The 15,627-nt window shown below is 69.7% G+C and carries 17 protein-coding genes; 6 read left to right on the plus strand and 11 right to left on the minus strand.

The genetic code is table 11. The annotated features are described in order from the left end of the window. Nucleotides 1–41 precede the first annotated feature (41 nt). The 7 genes from ACH4U8_RS26185 to ACH4U8_RS26215 form a co-directional block, all read right to left on the minus strand. On the minus strand, nt 42–911 hold the full coding sequence (locus ACH4U8_RS26185; RefSeq protein ID WP_395780588.1) for a bifunctional DNA primase/polymerase: 870 nt from the start codon (nt 909–911) through the stop codon (nt 42–44). Next, nucleotides 908–1,531 carry a DNA cytosine methyltransferase gene (locus ACH4U8_RS26190; protein WP_395780590.1) on the minus strand — a complete coding sequence of 208 codons (624 nt, stop codon included), beginning with the start codon at nt 1,529–1,531 and terminating at the stop codon, nt 908–910. The genes ACH4U8_RS26185 and ACH4U8_RS26190 overlap by 4 nt, the downstream gene beginning before the upstream one ends. 244 nt (nt 1,532–1,775) lie before the next feature. After that, nucleotides 1,776–3,728 (minus strand): hypothetical protein, encoded by a 1,953-nt coding sequence (locus ACH4U8_RS26195; protein WP_395780591.1) that lies wholly within the window; start codon nt 3,726–3,728, stop codon nt 1,776–1,778. A 151-nt stretch (nt 3,729–3,879) separates the two neighbouring features. Continuing rightward, on the minus strand, nt 3,880–4,269 hold the full coding sequence (gene traA / locus ACH4U8_RS26200) for a plasmid transfer protein TraA (RefSeq protein WP_395780593.1): 390 nt from the start codon (nt 4,267–4,269) through the stop codon (nt 3,880–3,882). Nucleotides 4,270–4,684: 415 nt separating this feature from the next. Continuing rightward, entirely contained in the window at nt 4,685–5,596 is a 912-nt protein-coding gene (locus ACH4U8_RS26205) for a DUF2637 domain-containing protein (protein ID WP_395780594.1), read from the minus strand. Continuing rightward, a complete protein-coding gene (locus ACH4U8_RS26210) occupies nt 5,593–5,874 on the minus strand; it encodes a DUF6303 family protein (protein ID WP_395780596.1) in 282 nt (93 codons plus the stop codon). The genes ACH4U8_RS26205 and ACH4U8_RS26210 overlap by 4 nt, the downstream gene beginning before the upstream one ends. Then, the gene (locus ACH4U8_RS26215) at nt 5,871–6,191 is read right to left on the minus strand and encodes a hypothetical protein (RefSeq protein ID WP_395780598.1); all 321 of its coding nucleotides are present in this window, start codon (nt 6,189–6,191) and stop codon (nt 5,871–5,873) included. The genes ACH4U8_RS26210 and ACH4U8_RS26215 overlap by 4 nt, the downstream gene beginning before the upstream one ends. Before the next feature lie 377 nt (nt 6,192–6,568). On the opposite strand from ACH4U8_RS26215, the gene ACH4U8_RS26220 reads away from it, so the two are divergent. The 4 genes from ACH4U8_RS26220 (at nt 6,569) to ACH4U8_RS26235 (ending at nt 9,154) form a co-directional block, all read left to right on the plus strand. Next, nucleotides 6,569–7,336, plus strand: a complete 768-nt coding sequence (locus ACH4U8_RS26220; RefSeq protein WP_395780600.1) for a GntR family transcriptional regulator — start codon at nt 6,569–6,571, stop codon at nt 7,334–7,336. A 12-nt stretch (nt 7,337–7,348) separates the two neighbouring features. Further along, nucleotides 7,349–8,101, plus strand: coding sequence for a protein phosphatase 2C domain-containing protein (locus ACH4U8_RS26225; RefSeq protein ID WP_395780602.1), 753 nt, complete (start codon nt 7,349–7,351; stop codon nt 8,099–8,101). 27 nt (nt 8,102–8,128) lie between these two features. Beyond that, on the plus strand, nt 8,129–8,533 hold the full coding sequence (locus ACH4U8_RS26230; RefSeq protein ID WP_395780604.1) for an NUDIX domain-containing protein: 405 nt from the start codon (nt 8,129–8,131) through the stop codon (nt 8,531–8,533). Nucleotides 8,534–8,890: 357 nt separating this feature from the next. Further along, a complete protein-coding gene (locus ACH4U8_RS26235) occupies nt 8,891–9,154 on the plus strand; it encodes a hypothetical protein (RefSeq protein WP_395780606.1) in 264 nt (87 codons plus the stop codon). Between the two features lie 279 nt (nt 9,155–9,433). Here the strand turns inward: ACH4U8_RS26235 and ACH4U8_RS26240 are convergent, their stop codons facing one another. Beyond that, nucleotides 9,434–9,841: a MerR family transcriptional regulator gene (locus ACH4U8_RS26240; protein WP_360315860.1), complete on the minus strand. Its 408-nt coding sequence runs from the start codon at nt 9,839–9,841 to the stop codon at nt 9,434–9,436. 49 nt (nt 9,842–9,890) lie between these two features. On the opposite strand from ACH4U8_RS26240, the gene ACH4U8_RS26245 reads away from it, so the two are divergent. Next, nucleotides 9,891–10,775: an NAD(P)-dependent oxidoreductase gene (locus ACH4U8_RS26245; RefSeq protein ID WP_395780608.1), complete on the plus strand. Its 885-nt coding sequence runs from the start codon at nt 9,891–9,893 to the stop codon at nt 10,773–10,775. Nucleotides 10,776–10,870: 95 nt separating this feature from the next. Here the strand turns inward: ACH4U8_RS26245 and ACH4U8_RS26250 are convergent, their stop codons facing one another. Together ACH4U8_RS26250 and ACH4U8_RS26255 are read right to left on the minus strand one after the other, a co-directional pair. After that, complete coding sequence (locus ACH4U8_RS26250) at nt 10,871–11,473, minus strand: LytR C-terminal domain-containing protein (RefSeq protein WP_395780610.1); 603 nt, start codon at nt 11,471–11,473, stop codon at nt 10,871–10,873. A gap of 145 nt (nt 11,474–11,618) precedes the next feature. Next, nucleotides 11,619–11,915, minus strand: a complete 297-nt coding sequence (locus ACH4U8_RS26255; protein ID WP_020556786.1) for a type II toxin-antitoxin system VapB family antitoxin — start codon at nt 11,913–11,915, stop codon at nt 11,619–11,621. A gap of 168 nt (nt 11,916–12,083) precedes the next feature. Between ACH4U8_RS26255 and ACH4U8_RS26260 the strand changes: the two genes are divergently transcribed. Further along, nucleotides 12,084–13,628: a helicase HerA-like domain-containing protein gene (locus ACH4U8_RS26260; RefSeq protein WP_395780612.1), complete on the plus strand. Its 1,545-nt coding sequence runs from the start codon at nt 12,084–12,086 to the stop codon at nt 13,626–13,628. A 76-nt stretch (nt 13,629–13,704) separates the two neighbouring features. Here ACH4U8_RS26260 and ACH4U8_RS26265 read toward each other — a convergent pair whose 3' ends face one another. Next, a complete protein-coding gene (locus tag ACH4U8_RS26265; protein WP_395780614.1) occupies nt 13,705–15,576 on the minus strand; it encodes an AAA family ATPase in 1,872 nt (623 codons plus the stop codon). Between the last annotated feature and the right edge of the window lie 51 nt (nt 15,577–15,627).

Raw genomic sequence — 15,627 nt, forward strand, 5'->3', positions numbered from 1 at the left:
GGCGGAGCGACCCTCCTCGGGTGGTGTGGCGGTGGGGTGGATCACGGGGCGGTTGCCAGTCCGTTGCGGACGGCGCGGCGCGCGTAGGGCTCGGGAACGCCGACCGCGACGGCGGCCGTGACGATGTCCTCGGCCAGTGCTGCGAGTCCGCACGGGCCGGGGCAGCGGGCGTGCTGCTTGGCGAGGAACCGGGCCACTCCGTACGCGCTGGACCCGGCGCCGGATTCGGCGTGACTGCGGACGATGGACAGTCCGCGTTCGAGGCCCGTGCGGACGTAGCTCTCGGTGTGGCGGCATCCGGTGGCCACCGCGCGCACCCATCCGCTCTGCGCCGGTAAGACAGAAGAGTCCACCCCGCCCCCGGGCCGGGTGGTCTCTTGCCCTTCCCTGTCCAGCAGCGCACCGACGACCGAGGGCAGAGAGGCCACGTGGCCGATACCGGGTCCGAGCCAACGGGCGTAGGACATGCGGGACTTGATGTCCACGCCGGGCCGGACGTGATTCGCGGACCGCGTGGCGCCCCGGTAGATCCAGTGCTCCCCGCGCGTGGTCTCCACCACCCTGGTGGCGGGCAGGGTCGCACGGGCCCAGGCGATCGCTGCCCTGTCGTCCAGGTCCACCACGGTGAACCCGGCCCCGCCCGGGTGGTAGGCGACGGCGACGGCCTGTCGCCATGCCCACGCCCACGGCGAGGAGCCGATGACGGCCGTGTCGGTGGTCGCGGCGGCCCAGGCGTGGCACACCCGCTCGCACCGACAGGGCCCAGCCGCGAGCATGTTCGGTCGGCCGCCGCACGCCGAGCCCGCGCAGTCGGGGCAGTTCCCGAACGGGACCTTCCCGGCCCGCAACGGAAGCACCGGCACCCCGGCTCGGGCGAGTTCGAGCGCGGTCACCTGGTGCGCGCCGCTCATGCCGCCATCGCCGATCGGGTGGGTGCGAGGATCTCGATGAGGTCGGTGCCGACCAGGTGGGTGTAGGCGGGCGGGATGGCCTTGCGGGCTTCCTTGGTGGTCATCCAGGTGCAGCCCATGGCGTCGGCGTAGGCACGTTCCTGGGAGTGGTCGAAGGCCGCCAGGTTGCGGTGTCCGTGGCACGGCGGAGTGAGTCGCAGGCCCGACCAGGACGTCTCGAACGCGCGGTGCCTGCGGACGCGGAGCCCGACCATGGACCCGCACAGCAGATAGTCGGCACGGACCGGTGCTTCGGGCACGTTCTCCATCACCCACGGTCGGCCCGACGCGATCAGCAGCGGACGCCCGGGCGTGACCAGGTCGGCGTGCGTGGCCCGGCTCCCGGTCGCGCCGGTGACGTTGGCAAACGTCTCGCACGGCCACGAGGCGTGGATCGCGGTGTATCGGTGGCCGTGCTCGGCCAGGTAGGACAGCGCGTCGGCCTGGACGAAGTCATCGCCGCAGTAGTTCGGCTGGGGCACGTGGTCGACTCCGGTGACGCGGAATCCGGCGAGCTGATAGCCCCGGGCGGCGCCTCCCGCGCCGGAGCACAGGTCGAGCAAGGTCGGTCGATGGGTCATGCTGGTGGTCCCTTCCGGGTCCTGGTGGATGGTTTGGGCCCGGGGCGACCGGTCGTCTTGGCGGAGGACGGTCGCCCCGGGAAGGGCTCGGTGGCGATTACGGTGTGTAGTGGCGTGCGGGCGTCGGTGTGCGCACGCCCGAGGTGTGCGCACGGGTGAAAGTGCAGGTCAACGCGCGCGCGGGCGCGCGAGAGCCACAGGTGTGCGCACGGGGTTCGCACGCGTGCGCACACTCGTCCCGGTGTTACGCGGCGTAGTCCTCGAAGGCGTCGTCGCGTGGGACGATGAGCCAGGATCCGAGCTGTCCGCCGGGGTTCTCGGCGACCTCTCGGCGACTGTCGGCGAACTCGGCGAGGCGGCGCGAGACCCAGGTCCGGGAGCGCCCGACCCGGGATTCCGGGAAGTCCTTCGGCGCGCACACCGCTCGCCCTTCGGCGCGCAGCTCTTCGAGGATGGCGAGCATTTCGGCGCGGGCGTCCTCGGCCGGGCGCTTGATCGTGAACTCGGGCTCGGACACCTGCACCACCCCGGCGGGCTCCTCAAGCTCGGTGTCCGGGTCGGCGTCCGCGTCCAGGTCGCTTTCGTGCGCGACCGCGTACGGCTGCTCGGTCGCCTCGAACTCCGCCGCGTCGTCCATGGTTTCGCCTTCCATGATTTCGGCTTCGTCCAAGTGGGCGGGCACGCGCGGACGTTCGGCGAGAGCGGTCCGCAGCGGGCCGGGCTCGGGCCGCTCCTCGCGCCCGGAGTGGCGGGCCGAGCGGGCCTTGCAGGCCGCGTAGCGCGGTCCGGCGGCCTTGGCCGTGGCCGCGTCCACGCCCTGGGGGCGTACCGCGTCGTACGCGGCGATCAGGCGCCGTACCTGCTCGTCGTCGGGCAGCCGGTAGGCCCGTGCGGGGATCGGCCAACGCTCGCGATCCACACCGGGCGCTTGGAGGTAGAGCATGCCCGCGCGGTCGGCCGCCCACTGCTCCGGCGACGCCCCGGCGGCCTTGGCCGCGCCGTCGAGGGTGAACGCGTCGGTGTCGTCCTTGACGCCGAAGATCAGCGACGTCCCGAACTGTGCGCGTACCTCGGTGGAGATCCCCGCGTACGACGCGCGTTGGAGGGAGAACGACAGGACCGTCCCGGTGGATCGGGCCTGCTGCGCGACCTTGACCACGTTCGGGTGGTCCGCCACGGCATCGTCGGCGGACTCCTCGAAGTGGATCAACAGCAGCGGGATTTGGTGCTTGGTCCAGCACTCCGGCTCCCACTGCGCGTAGCCCAGGCGCCCGAGCAGGTCCGCACGGGCCTTGACCACGATCGGCAGGACGTCCAGTAGCGCTTCCACGCCCTGTGGTGTGGTCTCGCACCAGTCCAGGCCGTCACGGATGGCGCCCACGCTCTGGCTGCCCTTGGACGGGTCCCCGAGCCACACCACGACGTCGGACCGCGTCATCGCCTCGATCAGCACCACCTTGAGGCTGCCGGACTTGCCCGAGCCGCTCATGCCCGTGGTCAACAGGTGGGAGAGCGGGCGCGGGTGGTCGCGGTCCTCGGTGCCCGGAAGCCAGAACTCCAGCGGCCGACCATCCTGGTAGACGCCGAGCCGTACCGGGCGCCCGATCGACTGCCCCGGCAGCGACGGACCCGGGTACAACACCGACTTGCGCAGGTGATCCACCGGAGTCACCGACAGCGTGACGCGCGAATGGTTGTCCCGGTTCGGCGTGACGCGGATCGCTCCGGGCGTGGTGCCCAGTGCGGACGCCATGTGCGGGATCCGCTGCTGGACGTCGTCCGGAACCATCTCACCCCGGGGAAGCTGGAGTTCCGCACTGACCTCCCCGGCTACCACCTGCCCGTTCACGACCTGCGTACGGGCGAGTCCGACCATGTCGAGCAGGCCGTCCCCGGCGCCCTCGGACGCGCTGTTGCGCAAGGCGTGCCGCAGGTTCCACCACAGGGCGAGGGTGCCGCCCCCGAGGGCCTGCAACAGGGCCACGTTCGGCGACGTCGGCCCGGCCACGGTCGCGGCCGTCAGGTAGGTGGACGCGGCCCCGGCGGACACCGTGGCCATCGTCCGCAGACGCGGGGAGCGCTTGGACGCCTCCGACCAGGCCGCGACTGTGATCCCGACTCCGGCCGCGCCGAGCAGGGCGGTCGCGGCGGGGTTGGTGCCGATCGTGTCGTGGGCCAGCGCGGCGGGGATGGTCACGCCCGCCGCTATCGCCCACGGCGGCAGCAGCGGCGCCGCGCGGGACGTGAGGTGCTTGACGGCCTGGTCAACCGGTGGCGTCGCCGTCGAACGGGCCGCTTTGCTCGGCCTGGACTTCCTTGCCACGGTCGTTCCCCTCTCGTGTCCTGGATCAGGCTTCGAACTTGAACGTGGGCTTGGCCTTGGGCTTGGCGCCCGCCGCTTCCAGCTCGGGCGCGTAGTTCTTCTGGAACGAGGCGTACGCCTTGGCCATCGACCCCGCCGCGTAGCGCAACGCCCCGGCGGCGATCATCAGGTGCCGCGACACGTCCTTCGCGCGCCTGCTTCCGGCCCACCCGGCCATACGGGTGTCGGCCGGGTGGATCTGGGACAGGACCGCCTGCAACTCCTCGGCCGCCATGGCGATCTCCAGCGAACCGTCCCGGCAGAACAGGCGACCCGCGTTGCAGTAGTCGCGGATGCTCTTGTTCGTCACGAACTCCGGGTCACCCAGGACCTCTTGCGCCGTCGCCTTGCGCCGACGCTGCTGCTGCTGGGCCATCGGGCCCTCCCTCGTGAATGCGAGCGATGTGGATGGTTCGAGCAGGGCTGACCCCGCTTCCCCCACGTCCGGCCGCAGCGTGCGGGCCGGGCGCGAGGGGAACCGGTCAGGTTTCAGAACAGGGCTTCCGTCGCGGACTCGGCCGCGCGGGCACTTCCCGCGGCTGCCTTCGCCGCGCTTCGAGCCGGGCCGTGGCAGCGCTCGCACCAGGTCGTCAACCCGGCCGGGTCCAGTCCGACCGCGACCGCCAGTGACACCGACAGATCACGCGGCCCAACGACCAAGCCGTCATGTCGAGTGCATCGGCCGCCGGAATCCTTGTGGCGCCGTCCGCACTCGCCGCCACACCCGCAGGTGCCGCCCTCCCGGGCTGTCACCGCCGACCACACCGGCCCGCCGACGATCGGCGGCCGGGTCACCGCGCACCCTCCACCAGACTCAACCGCCCGGCGGGGGGCTCCTCACGAAACTCCTGATAGCGGGCGGAGACCCAACCGACCGACCAACCGCACAACTCGGCAGCGGCCCGCACCGGATGCCCCTCCTCGAACCCGGCCCGCACGATCAGCCGGGCGCGGTCCTCGGGCAACTTGCCCACGGCCGGATCGGCCGACAACAGCTCCAACCGCTCACGCCGTTCACGCTCGACGGCCTGCCGCTCACGGTGTTCACGCCGCTCACGCTCGGCCGTCTCGGCCCGCTCCCGGGCCCGCTCCGCGTCGCGCTCCTCACGACGCGCGCGCTCGGCGATCTTGGCCCGTTCACGCTCCACCGCCGCCTCGTGCTCACGCTGTTCACGAGCCACCCGAGCCTCGTACTCACGCTCCTCACGGCGGATCCGCTCGGCCGCCTCACGACGCTCGACCTCGGCCCGCTCCCGCGCCGTGCGTTCGACCCGTTCACGCTCGCTCAGCGCGACCTGCGCCGCCGTGATCGCACGCCGGTAGGCGAGTCCCGTCTCGGCTGTGACGATCAGCAGAGTCGGCGCGACCGAGTGCACGGCCGCCCCCACCAGGTCACCCCGCAACAGGGAGTCGCCCACGTTCAGGGCGAGGGTCATCGTCCCTGTCATCCACCGCAGCACGATCGGCCACGCGCCGCCACCCTCGCCCAATCGGGCCAAGGTGGCGTCCAGACGCACCACGATCACCACCGCCGCGTCCACCACCAACGGCAGGATCGGCGCGGTCCACGCCCACTCGGGCGGGGTGTGTGCGGCGGCCAACGGGGTGACCGTCAGCACCGAGTACAGCATCGACCCGGCCACGATCAGCCATGTCCCCACGCTCAACGCCTGCTCCGCCGAACGCACTTGAGCGGCGTTCATCGGTCGCCCCCGTCCGCCGGACGGACCAGGGTCGCGGCGAGCAGCAGCACCCGGGACGTGTCGTCACCGGGCGTCTCGGCGTCCTCGGTCCACTCCCACTCGGCCCCGTTCGTGAACACGAACCCGAGCGCGTTCACCACCCGTGAACGCTCCGCGACGGTCGGCACCACCACGCCCGGGGGAAAGCGGTGCTCCGGCCACAGCGACACCAGCCCCGGCACCGCCACGAACACACGCCAACGCCCCTCGTGAAACGACATCAACGCCTTGCACGTCATGCCGCCCGCACCTCCTCGAACCCGTCGAACGTCTCCCGGGCCCGCCCGGCGGCCGAGTCGAGCAACAGCGCGGCACACACCGCAGTGCCCGAATCCACCGCCCACAACGAGACGAACATGTCCTCGACGTGCCGGGCGAGTTCGCGATCCGTCGCCCACAGGTCGGAGAGGATGTCCCGCGCCGCGTCCAACCGCGCCGCGCGCTCCTGCTCGCTCTCCCCGGGCTCCCCGTCGAACAGAGCCCAGTCGATGCCGAGCGCCAACTCGGCGAACTCGGCGACAGTGGCCGCAAAGCGACCAGCAACAATGCTTCTCACGGTCGTACTCCCTGCATCGGAGTTGCGACCCACGGGGCGCCCGCCTTCCGCCAAGTCGTCGGGTGCCCCGGCACACATCGGTGTGCCTCGTCTTCAGAGACGAGTGGCCGTGGCCCCCGACGCACGCGTGATGCTGCGCGCCGAGGACCAAAAGCACTCGTTTCGATCTCGTTCGTCACTCTGTTGAGTTCTCAAGGACCGAGCTGTCCCGGCGCTTACGGGCGTACGGCCGAAGCCGTCTTCCCTGGCAGGTCGCATGATCTGACGTGCATAGTTCTGTGGCTCACTGCCTCACTAGTGAGGCAGTGGTGTGACAGTAGCGCCACGGAGTGCGAGACCGCAATACCTCACTAGTGAAGTCGCCTAGGATGGCGTGCATGGCCATTGATCCGACTGACCCGCGCTCTCCGTCGCGGCAGATCGCTGACGAACTCAGGGAAGAGATCACGAGCGGGCGCTTGGCGCCCGGTGACGCGCTTCCTTCGGAAAAGATGCTGGTAGGACGCTTCGGGACGGCGCCCGCCACGGCTCGTCAGGCCGTGCGGCTCCTGAAGGAAGAGGGCCTTGTAGTCGCCGAGAGGGGGAAGGGCGTCTACGTGAAGCGGCAGCCGCCCACCATCCGGCTTGGGTCCCACCGGTTCTCGCGCCAGACCCGCGCCGAGGGCAAGTCGGCCTTCGAAGCCGAGATAGAGCGGCAGGGCCTGAAGTGGGGGCAGGAGGTTCTTGAGCTTGCCGACGTCGCTGCGCCCGAGTGGGTTGCCGAGTGGCTTGGCGTGGACGCGGGGGCCACGGTCTTCGTGCGCCGACGTCGCAACTGGGTGGGCGACACACCGACCCAGCTTGCCGACAGCTACTACCGTCTCGACACCGTTGAGGACACGGCGATTCGGACCCCGGACACCGGCCCCGGCGGCAGTTACGCCCGGCTGGAAGAGAAGGGGCTCACGCTTGAGCGCTTCAGGGAAGAGATCCGGATCCGGATGCCAACCCCGGCCGAGGTGCAGGGGCTGCGGCTCACTCCCGGAACGCCCGTCGCCGAGCTGCGGCGCATCGCCTTCGGGGCGAGCGGACCCCTCGAAGTGCTTGAGTCCGTGGTGTCCGGAGACAGCCACGTGTTCTGCTACGAATTCGCCGCACCCGAGTAGACGGGAAGAACCTTGCAGGTCAGCCACATCAGTGAGCCGTCCCCCGGCGGCATCAACGATGACTACGTCGTGGCCAGCGAACGATTCGTCATCGTGCTCGACGGCGCGACCGCGAATGGCCTGGATACCGGTTGCATCCACGACGTCCCATGGGTGGTGAGCCGGCTAGCCGCCCAACTCTCGGCCCGGCTCATCACGGACGACGGAGCACCGCTCAGCGAGATCTTGGTCGACGGCATCGCCGCCGTCTGCGAGCTTCACGCCGGTACGTGCGACCTGACCAACCCGAACAGCCCGTCGACCACCGTTGCGTTGCTACGCAACCGGGGCGGCCTGGTCGAGTACCTGGTGCTCTGCGACTCGCCGATCGTCATCGAGACGACGTTCGGCGACATCCAGTTGATCAACGACGACGCGACTGCTCACCTCCCCGGATACACCCGCGAGATTCTGCAAGAGGTTCGCAACCAGCCAGGCGGGTTCTGGGTCGCGAGCACTAAGCCGGAAGCGGCAAAGCACGCGGTCATCGGCTCCATCCCAACAGCGCATGTCAATCGCGTTGCGGTCATGACGGATGGGATGTCTCGCCTTGTTGAGCGCTACGAATGGCGATGGGGACGAGTCCTTGACGAACTGGAGTCCACGGGGCCCGCTGCTCTGGTCGCCGCCGTCCGGGAGGCCGAGCGCCGAACCCCCGCAGGCAAGTTCCGGGGCAAGCCGCATGACGACGCCACCATCGCGTACTGCACTCATTTCGAGGCGTAGGTTATGCCACGTTCCGCACTGCACTCCGTGAGCGTTTCCGGCGTCGTCGTTGACGATGCTGGTCGGTTTCTGCTCACCAAACGCCGGGACAATGGCCAGTGGCAAGCCCCAGGCGGCGTGCTCGAACTGCACGAGACCATCCCCGAAGGTCTGGTTCGCGAGATGCACGAAGAGACAGGTCTCAAGGTCGAACCAGTCGCTCTGACTGGCATTTACAAGAACATGAACTTGGGTGTGGTTGCCCTGGTTTTTCGCTGTCGCTCTGTGGGTGGCGCGCTCCGCTTGAACGACGAGGTCTCCGAGTTCCGATGGGCAGTGCCTGCTGAGCTCCCTGACCTCGTAGTCGAAGCATTCGCCGTTCGAGTGACAGATGCCCTCGCTGATCGGTCGGCGCCGGAAATCCGGGCTCATGACGGTGAGCGCTTGATCTGACTCACGCCCGCCGTAGCGCATGCTCCAGGGGCGGCTTCCGGCGGTTGGATCCACAGCACCTGTGGAGAACCGTGGGATAACCGGGTGGCGCTGTGCACAACATCTAGTGGTCTGTGGATGGCGCGCCTACTACCTGTGGGTATCTCGGTAGTGCGCAAGGTGTCGGCCCTGGGCTGTAGTCTCATTGCCGAGCAGCAAGAAGCCCCGGTCTGGAGGGTCCAGCCGAAGGCTGAAGCCTGCCAACCCGGGGCTCCACAGCGCCTAGGAACGCAGAACGTGGACTCTACATGGGAGGTGCGCAGGGGCGGCAAGTGCCCCTGCGCGGGCGGGCAGCTCAGTAGGACAGGAGGCCCGCCCATGACTAGGGCGAAGTTCACGTTCAACGAAGCCGCCGTGCGCAAGGTCGTCAACGATGCTGCGCAGCGGCAAGGGAATCGCTACGAGCAGATGCTCCAGCGTCTGACTCAGGGCTATGCCGGTCGGCCCGTTTCGGAGATCAAGCCGATTCTTCAGCGCGAGTGGCGCGCGCTCGGAGGCGACATCACGGACCCCGAGCTCACGAAGTACGCGCAGGCGATCAGTGAAGGGACACGCATCTCGATGCGCGTTCAGGGGCGCTAAGGCGAGCGGAGGGTGTGCTCTCAGCGGCCTTGCCGGTCTCAGTTGTGGTCTCATTCGCCGTCGTTCGCCGGTGTTCAGGCCGTCCTCTGACCGAGTCTCCTGGCTGGTTCCGCAAGGTACCGAACTGCAAGGGACGCTGAGGCACAGACCTCGAAAGCGTGTGATGGTGCAAGCTATCCGTGGGTTCAAATCCCACCGCTACCGCTCTTGAGCAGGACATACGAAGGACCCGACCACACGTGGTCGGGTCCTTCGTCGTTTTCGGGGTGGGGTGCGGGGTCAGGCGGGGATGGGCTGGGGGGTGGCCTCGTCGAAGGGTGGGTAGTGGTCGGCGCCGGATTGTTCGGCGGCGGCGATGTAGGCGGTGAGGGCGTCGCGGGATTGGGCGAGGCGCTGCATCTGGTCGTCCAGGCGCCGCAGCCGGGAGCGCATCGCGGTCAGCAGTTCGAGGCACCCGGGTAGTTCGGGGGCCTCGCCGACCGCGCAGGGCAGCAGGTACGCGATGTCCTCGGAGGACAGGCCGGCGCCGAGCAGGTGGCGGATCTGTTTCACCCGCAGCACCGCGGTCTCGTGGTACTCGCGGTAGCCGTTCGCGCGGCGGTCCGCCTCCAGCAGGCCCTGGGCCTCGTAGTAGCGCAACTGGTGGGCGTGGACGCCCGTTCGGTGGCTCAGTTCCCCGATCCGCATCGAAACCTCACTTGACCTTCATACCGGTATCAACGTTGACGATGCTGCCATGAACAACGAAAGCAGCACCCCTGTGACCGTCATCGGACTCGGACTGATGGGCCGGGCCCTGGCCGGGGCGTTCCTGAGGGCCGGGCATCCCACCACCGTGTGGAATCGCACGGCCGCCAAGGCCGACACCCTGGTGGCCGAGGGCGCCCGGTCGGCGCCGACGGTGGGCGCCGCACTCGCGGCGGGGCCGCTGGTGATCGTCTGCCTCACCGATTACCGGGCCGTGTACGAGCTGCTCGACGGGAGCGCCGCCGAGCTGGACGGCAAGATGTTGATCAACCTCACGTCGGGCGACTCGGCCCAGGCCCGGGAGGCCGCCCGATGGGCCGAGCAGCGTGGCGCGCGTTACCTGGACGGCGCGATCATGGCCATCCCGTCGGGGATCGGGACCGCCGACGCGGTGATTTTGCACAGCGGGCCGGAGGCGGACTTCGCGGCGTATCGCTCGACGCTGGAGGCGCTGGGCACGGTCAGTCACCTCGGGGCGGACCACGGGCTGGCGGCCCTGTACGACGTGGCCGGCCTGGCCATGATGTGGAGTGTGCTGAACGCCTGGCTCCAGGGCACGGCCATGGTTCGCACGGCCGGGGTGGACGCCGCGACCTATGCCTCGTTCGCCCGGCAGATCGCCGCCGGGGTGGCCGAATGGTTGCCCGGGTACGCCGAGCAGATCGACCGCGGGTCGTTCCCGGCCGAGGTGTCGGCCCTGGAGACCGACGCGCGGGCGATGGCCCACCTGATCGAGGAGAGCGAGGCGCTCGGGGTCAACGCCGAACTGCCCAGGTTGATCAAGGCGATGGCCGACCGCTCGATCGCCGCCGGACACGGCGCGGAGCAGTACCCCGTGCTGATCGAGGAGTTCGGCAAACCCGGCAACGGCTGACCGGCGGGGGGTGGGACGGGGTGTGGCCCGCCCGACGTGCCGCTGCCGCCTCCGCGGGATGCGGAGGCGGCAGCGGATGGGTCGCGTTCGGCGGGTCAGCAGCCCGGCGGGCGGCTCGGGGCCGGCGGAGGCGGCGGGGACAGGATCGCGGCGACCTGCTCCGGCGCGGCCAGGTCGGTCCAGCCGTCGCCGATCACCAGGTCGACCGAGCCGTCCGTGCGCTGGTCCTCCTTGACGGTGCTCGCCGCCACCTGGGCCGCGACCACCTTCGCCGGAGTGGTGCCGGGGAAGCCGTGCCGGATCTCGGCGGTGGCCGCGACCGGCTGGTTCAGCGGATCGTTGGTCACCTTGCCGATCACGAAGCCGCGCGCCTTGAGCGCCTCGGAGACGGTCTTGGCCAGGCCGGCGCGCTTGGTCGCGTTGTAGACGTTCACCGTGATCGTCTTGGGCTCGGGCAACGCCGCGGGCGGGGCGTCCGGCGGGGTCGAGGCCGTCGGCGAGGCGCACGCGGCGGCCTTGTCGCCGCTGTCGTCGGACGTGAAGTGGTACACGCCCCAACCGGCGGTGGCCAGCACCACCAGGCCGACCACGATCGCGATGACCACGGGCATGCGTCGCCTGCGCCGCGTCATCCGCGGATACAGCTTGCCAGTGATCTTGTACTGGCCTCCCATGCCGCGGGGAGTGAGCATGCTCATCGGTGCGCCCCCGTCCTCCTCCTGCACGGCATGGCCGTGATCCCGGTCGCCATGAAGTCGAGGTTAGCGCCGACGTGGCACCTTGCGTATCCGGGCACGGCCGTACGCGAGACGACCACCTGATCGGGCCGCCGGGGTTGCGTGCTCAGCCGAGTTCGAGCACGCGCGCGTGCAACACCTGGCGCTGTTGCAGCGCGGCCCGGACCGCGCGATGCAGGCCGTCCTCCAAATAGAGGTCACCCTGCCATTTCACGACGTGCGCGAAGAGGTCGCCATAGAAGGTCGAGTCCTCGGCGAGCAGCGTGTCGAGGTCGAGTTGCCGCTTCGTCGTGATGAGTTGGTCCAGACGCACGGGCCGCGGGGCGATGTCGGCCCATTGCCGGGCACCCGACCTCCCGTGGTCCGGGTACGGTTTGCCGTCACCGATCCGCTTGAAGATCACAGGCTCAGCCTACCGGGATCACGGTCGCCTAACCCCCACCCGGCGCCGATGCGAGGGAGCGAGGGTGCGGATCAGGCCGGCTCGGATGGCCGATCCGCCGGGGCAATCGGGATATTTCTCTTCCTATCGGTGTATTCGTCTTCCGCATCTCGGCGAGCGGAGGAGCGCATGAGCGAGCAGGACGACACGATCGCGGCCATCACGGCCGGATACGCCTTCACCGGACCCGCGCTGGAACTGGGCGCGGCCGTGGTCGAGGGCACCGCGCATCCCCAGGCGCGGGTGCGTGTCCCGCTCGCGGTACTCAATCGGCACGGCCTGGTCGCGGGCGCGACCGGCACCGGCAAGACCAAGACGCTGCAACTGATCGCGGAGCAGTTGTCCGCGCAGGGTGTGCCGGTCTTCCTCGCCGACGTCAAGGGCGACCTGTCCGGCATCTTTGCCCCGGGGACGCCCGGCGACCGGGTGACCGGGCGGGCGGCCGAGGTCGGCCAGGACTGGCAACCGGTCGGCTGCCCGGTCGAGTTCCACGCGCTCGGCGGGATCGGCCCGGGCGTGCCGATCCGGGCCACGATCACCGACTTCGGGCCGACCCTGCTGGCCAAGGTGCTGGATCTGAACGAGACGCAGGAGTCCTCGCTCGGCCTGATCTTCCACTTCGCCGACGAGCGCGGGCTGGAACTGGTCGACCTCAAGGACCTGCGCGCGGTGATCCAGTTCCTGACCGACGATCAGGGCAAGGCCGAACTCAAGCGCATCGGCGGCCTGTCCACGGCCACCGTCGGGGTGATCCTGCGCGCGCTGATCACGCTGGAGAACAACGGCGGCGGGGCGTTCTTCGGCGAACCGGACTTCGACACCGCCGATCTGCTGCGCACCACCTCCGACGGGCGCGGTGTGGTCTCGGTGCTCGAACTCGCCGCGGTGCAGGACAAGCCGCAGTTGTTCTCCACCTTCCTGATGTGGCTGCTCGCCGATCTCTTCCACGACCTGCCGGAGGTGGGCGATCCGGATCGGCCGCGTCTGGTGTTCTTCTTCGACGAGGCGCACCTGCTGTTCACCGGTGCCTCCAAGGCGTTCCTGACCGCGATCACCCAGACGGTGCGGTTGATCCGGTCCAAGGGGGTCGGAATCTTTTTCGTCACCCAAACGCCGCGGGACGTGCCGGGCGACGTGTTGTCCCAGTTGGGCAATCGGGTGCAGCACGCGCTGCGTGCGTTCACCCCCGAGGACGCCAAGGCGCTCAAGGCCACCGTGTCCACGTTCCCGCGTTCGGCCTACGACCTGGACCAGGTGCTCACCCAGGCGGGCACCGGCGAGGCGGTGGTCACCGTGCTCGGCGAGAGCGGCGCCCCGACGCCGGTGGCCTGGACCCGGCTGCGGGCACCGGTGTCGCTGATGGCACCGATCCCGGCGGAGACGATGTCGGCGGCGGTGGCCGGGTCGCCGCTGTTCGCCAAGTACGGCACGGCCGTCGATCGCGAGTCGGCGTTCGAGAAGCTGACGGCCGCGCAGGCGCCGCCCGCCGAGCCGGACGCGGCGCCCGCGCCCGAACCGGCGGCCGGGCGCGGGCGCGCGGACAAGCCGAAGTCGGACGTGGTCGGCCAGGTGATGGGCAACTCGGCGGTCAAATCCGTGCTGCGCTCGATGGGCACCCAGATCGGCCGGGAGATCACCCGCAGTCTGTTCGGCACCGCCCGCCGCAAACGCTGACGGGCGGGGCCGACGCCTTCGGCCACCCGGCCGGGACCGGTTCCTCGGCGCCGGCCGGACAACCCGGATCCTCGGCCTACTTCCTCGGCATCTTCGCGAACGCCTCGATCCAGAAGCGCTGTTTGTCCACGGACTGGCCGACCAGGTAGCTCGAACGCAGCTTCGGCGGCAGGCCGGCCAGCAACTGCGCCACGGTGTCCAGATGTTCGCGCAACTGCGACAACTCGGCGTTGGCCAGCACCTGGTGCACGATGTCGGTGTCGTCGGTGCCCTCGCCGGACTCCTCGTTGGCGGCCTCCAGTCGGCGCACCCACTCGGCCAGATTGGCCGAGATGTCGCCCAGTCCGGTGGCCGGGTTCTCCGCGAATCGGGCCTCGAGCGCGTTCAGCGGCACCGGTGCGTACTCGCCGTCGCCGAGGTAGACCTTGGCCATCTCCAGCGGCAGTTCGCGCTTGTGCAGCTTGATCAGCCGCTCCAGGGTGCGCTTGGTGATCCAGTCCCGGCCCTCGTCGTCGATGTCGTTCTTCCACCACTCCAGCACCGTCTCGGCGACCGGGCCGTAGGTGCTGATCAACCACTCGTTGGCGGGGATGTCCTCGGGGCGGATGGTCAGCGACGCGGTGAAGCGGGTCGCCTGTGCGATGTTGTTGCGCGAGACGAGCATCTTGCGGCCGAGGTGGTACAGCGGGTTCTGCAGGGCGATCTGCGCGCGCAGGCCGGGAATCGGGCGGCCCGCGATGGACCACTCCTGGGTGACCTCCATCAGTTTGGCGAAGGTCGACTTGTCCTTGGGCCGGTTGTACTCGTCCCACACGATCACCTTGGCGCCGGGATCGGTGAACTTGGCGGCGAGCAGGTTCTCCAGCGAACCGTCCGGCGTGGGCACCGGTGCGCACAGGTCCTCGACGTTGGTCACCGGCAGCGAGAAGTAGAGCGGCTCACGACCGAGTTCGCCGCGCACCACGTCCCGCACCACCTCGGTCTTGCCGCAGCCGGGCGGGCCCTGGATCAGCACCGACCAGCGGCGCCGGATCGCCTCGCGGACGATCCGGCGCACCGAGTCCGGCGTCTGGTCGGGGTTGCGCACGTTCAGGCCCGCGGCGATCCGGTCGAGCACCTCGTCGGTGCGGTCCGGGCCGGGGGAGCCGTCCTTCTTGGTCTCGGTCAGCGCCAGCCGCTCGCCGTTGACCAACGGCAGCCCCCACACCAGCGGGAAGCCGGCCAGCGCGCAGTCGATCACGTGCTCCAGGGTGCGCGGGGACACCAGTTGGCGCAGCGCCGGGGACAGGCTCGTCCAGATCTGGAAGATCGGGGTCAGGTCGGTGCCGGCGAAGCGCTCGGCGAGCTTGTACCGCCACGCGGTGTCGGTCGCGGTGATCTTGACGGTGACCATCCGGTCCAGGATGGCCAGGTCGGTGCGCCGGGTCGCGGTCTCGGACAGCGACTCGTTGTCGGTGAGGAAGACGCCCACACAGCCCAGTTCGCGCAGGTCGTGTTCGCCCAGCGTCCAGTTGCAGGCGACCTGCATGAGCTGCGACTGGATCGTCTCGCCCGCCTGCAGCGCGTCGTCGATCAGCAGCACGAACCGTTTGCCGGGCCGCAGTTGACGCATGATGAGCTGGCGCAGCACGAGTTCGCCGGTGCGTTCGTCCCGGACGGGTGCGTTGATCAGCAGGTCGTCGGGAGTGAGGTTGGCGGCGGGTACGAAGACCAGGACCGTGTCGTCGTGCCGGTCGGGGATGTGGCTGAAGAAGGTCGCCGTCTTGCCGATGCCGTGCTCGCCGAAGATCTGGCCGGTCTGGCCGAGGTCGATCATCGCGTCGATGAACTCCTCCAGCTTGGACACGCCCTTCCAGCCCTTGGGACGTTCGGGGTAGGTGGCGGTGGCCTTCCACTTGGGCTCGGACGCGGGGCGGCCGGCGCGCGTGGGGTCAGCGGTGATCGTCATGGTTCCTTCCGGGTGCTGCGCACGGCGTGCTGCGGAGGGCTCTTCGGCGAG

It is taken from the genome of Embleya sp. NPDC020886 (assembly GCF_044333915.1).
GTDB lineage: Bacteria > Actinomycetota > Actinomycetes > Streptomycetales > Streptomycetaceae > Embleya.

What these genes read in the sequence shown, in the direction of transcription:
- ACH4U8_RS26235 (WP_395780606.1), top strand. Translation starts at nt 8,891, where the DNA reads ATGACTAGGGCGAAGTTCACGTTCAACGAAGCCGCCGTGCGCAAGGTC.
- ACH4U8_RS26190 (WP_395780590.1), bottom strand. Translation starts at nt 1,531, where the DNA reads ATGACCCATCGACCGACCTTGCTCGACCTGTGCTCCGGCGCGGGAGGC.
- ACH4U8_RS26220 (WP_395780600.1), top strand. Translation starts at nt 6,569, where the DNA reads ATGGCCATTGATCCGACTGACCCGCGCTCTCCGTCGCGGCAGATCGCT.
- ACH4U8_RS26250 (WP_395780610.1), bottom strand. Translation starts at nt 11,473, where the DNA reads ATGAGCATGCTCACTCCCCGCGGCATGGGAGGCCAGTACAAGATCACT.
- ACH4U8_RS26260 (WP_395780612.1), top strand. Translation starts at nt 12,084, where the DNA reads ATGAGCGAGCAGGACGACACGATCGCGGCCATCACGGCCGGATACGCC.
- ACH4U8_RS26185 (WP_395780588.1), bottom strand. Translation starts at nt 911, where the DNA reads ATGAGCGGCGCGCACCAGGTGACCGCGCTCGAACTCGCCCGAGCCGGG.
- ACH4U8_RS26240 (WP_360315860.1), bottom strand. Translation starts at nt 9,841, where the DNA reads ATGCGGATCGGGGAACTGAGCCACCGAACGGGCGTCCACGCCCACCAG.
- ACH4U8_RS26205 (WP_395780594.1), bottom strand. Translation starts at nt 5,596, where the DNA reads ATGAACGCCGCTCAAGTGCGTTCGGCGGAGCAGGCGTTGAGCGTGGGG.
- ACH4U8_RS26245 (WP_395780608.1), top strand. Translation starts at nt 9,891, where the DNA reads ATGAACAACGAAAGCAGCACCCCTGTGACCGTCATCGGACTCGGACTG.
- traA (WP_395780593.1), bottom strand. Translation starts at nt 4,269, where the DNA reads ATGGCCCAGCAGCAGCAGCGTCGGCGCAAGGCGACGGCGCAAGAGGTC.
- ACH4U8_RS26265 (WP_395780614.1), bottom strand. Translation starts at nt 15,576, where the DNA reads ATGACGATCACCGCTGACCCCACGCGCGCCGGCCGCCCCGCGTCCGAG.
- ACH4U8_RS26210 (WP_395780596.1), bottom strand. Translation starts at nt 5,874, where the DNA reads ATGACGTGCAAGGCGTTGATGTCGTTTCACGAGGGGCGTTGGCGTGTG.